This is a genomic window from Coleofasciculus sp. G3-WIS-01, assembly GCF_040223135.1.
Classification (GTDB): Bacteria; Cyanobacteriota; Cyanobacteriia; order Cyanobacteriales; family Coleofasciculaceae; genus Coleofasciculus.
The window spans coordinates 1-3,978 of record NZ_JAVJZI010000073.1; the positions used below are offsets into that span (position 1 = coordinate 1).

At 45.9% G+C, this 3,978-nt stretch carries 3 protein-coding genes and 1 pseudogene; 3 read left to right on the forward strand and 1 reads right to left on the reverse strand.

Going from position 1 to position 3,978, the window contains the following annotated elements:
- Nucleotides 1–468 precede the first annotated feature (468 nt).
- Nucleotides 469–1,605, reverse strand: a complete 1,137-nt coding sequence (gene pstS / locus RIM23_RS07860; RefSeq protein ID WP_446365966.1) for a phosphate ABC transporter substrate-binding protein PstS — start codon at nucleotides 1,603–1,605, stop codon at nucleotides 469–471.
- Between the two features lie 418 nt (nucleotides 1,606–2,023).
- On the opposite strand from pstS, the gene bioB reads away from it, so the two are divergent.
- The 3 genes and pseudogenes from bioB to RIM23_RS07875 all read left to right on the forward strand — a co-directional run.
- Entirely contained in the window at nucleotides 2,024–3,160 is a 1,137-nt protein-coding gene (bioB, locus tag RIM23_RS07865) for a biotin synthase BioB (RefSeq protein ID WP_446365968.1), read from the forward strand.
- A 29-nt stretch (nucleotides 3,161–3,189) separates the two neighbouring features.
- Complete coding sequence (locus RIM23_RS07870) at nucleotides 3,190–3,774, forward strand: biotin transporter BioY (protein ID WP_446365970.1); 585 nt, start codon at nucleotides 3,190–3,192, stop codon at nucleotides 3,772–3,774.
- 8 nt (nucleotides 3,775–3,782) lie between these two features.
- Nucleotides 3,783–3,978 (forward strand): annotated as a pseudogene (locus RIM23_RS07875) (DesA/ISL3 alpha bundle tail domain-containing protein); the annotation flags it as partial.

A 3,978-nucleotide genomic window follows, 5' to 3' on the forward strand; every position in this document is an offset into this window, starting at 1 on the left:
TTGCCCCTCCGGTTTTCACCCATTTCTGGGGTAAAGTTAGCCTCGCCAAGGTTATCGGTCGGTAACTGTCCAAAAAGCACTGTTTCAGTGACCTTAAAACTGTTTAACTTTTCGGTTCTAGAGCAGCAAACTGGCTATCGCATCCGCAGGTAGGTCTTTAACAATTGCCGATAACGTAGTGCGCTTAGCACTTAGGCTGGTAAGCACAGCTTTAACTTATTTGGCTAAAGCTCCGTGTCTTTAGACCGGGGTTGCTTACAATTGATCAAAGTGAACCAAGTTATCAGAATTTCCAGAATACCAGCGAACAGGTTAAACGTAGCATCTGAGGAAGGTAGAGTTTTATGTAGGGGCGGGGGGAGACTGTTATCTTTTCTTGTTTACCCTGATAGTACTAAACCCGCCCCGACGAGTAGAATAATTGTGAATAAACTCACAACTACCTCATCTCCCTCAGATCGCGTAATCCTATTGGCTAACGTCAATATCATAATCTGGACTAATCACATCAGCCGCCTCTGCCACTTTTTCCCTCACATTTTGCGGTAGCTTCACATACCCTAACTCTGGGGCAATTTCTTGACCTTCATTTAACATATACTCAATTGTTGCTTCTAAAGATTTCGCCGTCTCCGGCTCAGGATAGTCCTGGTAAGCCAAAAGCCAAGTATAGGTGACAATGGGGTAGGATTCCTCGCCTTCTGGATCGGCAATAAATGCCCGCAGGTTTTCTGGTAATGTAACCGCTTCTAAGGTTTTTGACGCCGATTCATCAGTAGGCTTGACAAAATTCCCCGATTGGTTTTCCAAGGCAGCAAAGTTGAGGTCATTCTGCTTGGCGTAGCCGTATTCTACATAGCCAATTGCACCGTCTGTTTGTTGAATCTGAGCCGTAACCCCTTCATTTCCCTTTGCCCCAATCCCGGTGGGCCACTCGACGGTTTTACCTTCCCCAACTTGCTCTTGCCACTCTGGACTAATCGCACTCAGGTGTTTGGTAAAGACGCCTGTGGTTCCACTGCCGTCGGAACGGTGAATCACGTTAATCTTTTCATCGGGCAACTCTACACCCTCGTTTGCCGCCGCAATTGCTGGGTCATTCCAGTTGGTAATGTTACCGAGGAAAATATCCACATACACATCCCGTGGCAGTTGCAGGTTTTCTACCCCATCAAGATTGTATGCCAGTACGATACTACCCGCCGTCATCGGCAGCATGAGAACGCCTCTATCAACTTGCTCTATTTCTTCGTCCTTCATTGCCACATCGCTAGCGCCGAAGTCTACCGTACCTTGAAGGAACTGTTCCACACCAGCGCCACTACCGACTGATTGATAGTTGACCCGGAGTTTCGGATATTGACTACTGAGTTCTTGGAACCAACGCTGGTATATCGGGGCGGGGAACGATGCACCAGCACCAGTGAGCGCTACAGATTCAGCTAGGGCAAGTTTGTCGCTTCCCTCACCTGCGATACCTGTTTGATCGGTCTCTCCCGTGTCAGTGCTTTGATTTCCGCACGCCGCTAGGCTGACGGCTAGAGCGAGTACAGAAACGGAGCGGACTAAACGAGCTGGATTAATGAAAGCGAGACGGAACACCATTTGACTAAGCCTCAAAGACAATTACACTACGGTAAGTCTCTTGTAGGATACCCCTCATTCGTAAAGAGAAGGTTAACAAATTCAAATTAAACTCAACAGAGTTGCCAGGGGTTAATTGTCAATACAGCCAATAAAGTATCACTATTCCCTGTTGGTTGTGAATTTTTCTCAACTAAGGGCAATTATTAAAGCTTTTTGTCGATAAATCTTGAACAATGTACTCGTTTAGTTATTTTAAATCAATCAAATTGTCAGCCGATAGAGAAATTATTTAAGTTTCCTGTTTATTACCTATTGCTGGTTGCCTGTTGCCGAAGAATCCCCAGTGTAACAGGCTTACTGGTGCAGAATGGCGGATATACGGTATAGTGTTAAGCTGCGGTTGTATTGGTTGTGACATCACGACCAAGCCGTCGAAGTGCAAAGCGAGGGTTTAAGCGTGGTTCAAACGCCATTACGACAGTCTGACAATTCACTCCATCCGGATGGGGCGAATTCCCCAGTCTCAGCGCCAACCTCAGTGCGAGATTGGCTCGCCTCTGTCGCCCAACGGATCATAGCAGGCGATCGCATCAATCGAGAGGAAGCGCTGAAACTGACGCAGATAGAGGGACAAGACAATATTCTGCTCCTATGTGAAGTGGCTGATCAAGTGCGCCAAGCTTGCTGTGGCAACACTGTGGATTTATGCAGTATCGTTAACATTAAATCCGGTAGCTGCTCAGAAAACTGCGGTTTTTGCGCCCAGTCTGCCCATCATCCCGGCAAGGATTCTCCCATTTACGGACTCAAATCCTCAGAGGAAATACTGGCACAAGCGAAAGCAGCAGATGCAGCTGGGGCAAAGCGTTTTTGCCTAGTGAGTCAAGGGCGCGGACCCAAATATCAGTCCCCCAAATCCACAGAATTTGAGCAAATTCTCCAAACCGTCGAGCGTATTATTAGCGAAACCGGGATTAAGCCCTGTTGTGCTTTAGGCGAAGTGACACCAGAACAAGCACAGGCACTCAAAGCAGCAGGAGTCACTCGATATAACCATAACTTAGAGGCATCGGAGAAGTTTTTCCCGGAAATTGTCACAACTCATCGTTGGCGCGATCGCGTAGAGACGATTAAACACCTAAAAGCAGCAGGAATTCAAGCTTGTACGGGTGGCATTTTGGGGATGGGGGAAACCTGGGAGGATCGGGTGGATTTAGCCCTAGCCTTGCGGGAATTAGAGGTGGAATCTATACCCCTGAACTTGCTGAATCCCCGTCAAGGAACTCCTTTGGCAGAACAGAATAAACTTGATCCATACGAAGCCCTAAAAGCGATCGCGATTTTCCGGCTGATTTTACCCGAACAAATCATTCGCTATGCTGGCGGACGAGAAGCGGTGATGGGCGAACTCCAAGCCTTGGGATTAAAAGCTGGGATTAATGCTATGTTAATTGGTCATTATCTAACTACTCTAGGACAGCCGCCAGAACAGGATCATGCCATGTTAGAGTCATTAGGATTAACGGGAGGCGAAGCACCGATTCCCGGAGAGCATCAATCCCAGCAGGTATAGAGGGGGAGTTAAGAACGATTCGCGTAAAAGTGTCTGCTCCCCATGAACTCGTTTGGGCTTTCATTGGCTTATTACTGACTATCGGTGGCACATTTTTAGAAGCCTTCGTGACAAATCTGCCTTGGGATTGGTCAAGCCAAGGAATTCAGCCTGTTTCCTTAGGCGTTACCTGTCAGATTGGGGCGGTTCTACTGGTTGGTTGTTTAGGCGGAAAAAATGCAGGTGTCCTGTCTCAAATCGCTTATGTGGTCTTAGGCTTAATTTTACCAGTCTTTGACCAGGGTGGGGGTATAGGTTATTTAAGAGAACCCAGTTTTGGGTATTTATTAGGATTTATTGCCGGGGCTTGGGTTTGTGGTTTTTTGGCATTTCGTTTACCTTTGCGATTAGAATCTCTAGGGTTTAGCTGCCTTGGCGGCTTATTTACGATTCATATTTATGGTCTAGGCTATTTAACCATTTTCCATCTTATTTTTAATATGACAAGTATGGATGGTTTGTCGCTTATGGATGCTATGTTGAAATACTCGCTTTACCCTTTACCAGGACATTTAGTGATTGTTTGCGCGGTTACAGTTGTGGCGTATACCCTGCGGCATTTATTGTTTTATTAATCATTTAGGGAAGTAAATATACTCTCCTCAAATCGGAAAGTAAATTATCACAAAAGCAAACTGAAAAATTAGAGCAAGTCAAAGAAGCCTCGCCTTTAATTGGAATAATGCATTCATTAAAAGAAGAATTGTATCAGATATTTGAAGAAACTAAAAACCTGGGTGAGGGAACTTTTAAAATAATTGATTGGTTAAATAAGGCTC